The sequence below is a fragment of the Methylobacterium sp. D48H genome (genome assembly GCF_053345715.1).
The window spans coordinates 1-284 of sequence record NZ_JBKFAP010000205.1; the positions used below are offsets into that span (position 1 = coordinate 1).

General features: G+C 77.8%; 1 pseudogene. It reads left to right on the plus strand.

Annotated elements, in window-relative coordinates:
* A pseudogene (locus tag ACLBX8_RS32140) lies at positions 1-115 on the plus strand (phasin family protein); the annotation flags it as partial.
* Positions 116-284 lie beyond the last annotated feature (169 nt).

Here is a 284-nt window from a genome sequence, read left to right on the forward strand (position 1 = left end):
GAAGGATCTCCGCGAGGCGTTCGAGCTCCAGTCCGAGTTCGTCCGCAGCCAGTTCGCCGCCCTCCAGGCCCAGGCCAAGGATTACGGCACCCTGGCGCAGAACGCCGCCGCCCGCTGGGGCCGGCCGCCCCGGTCCGCGATCGGGGCACGAAGACCGGGATCCGGCAGGGCCGTCCAGGCCCGCCGGCCCCCCCGCTCTGACGCCCGGGCGTCACGGGCCCGGCGCCGACACCGCCGGCGAGCCGGCCGCGCACGACCTCCGGCCGCCGTTCCGTCGGGATGGG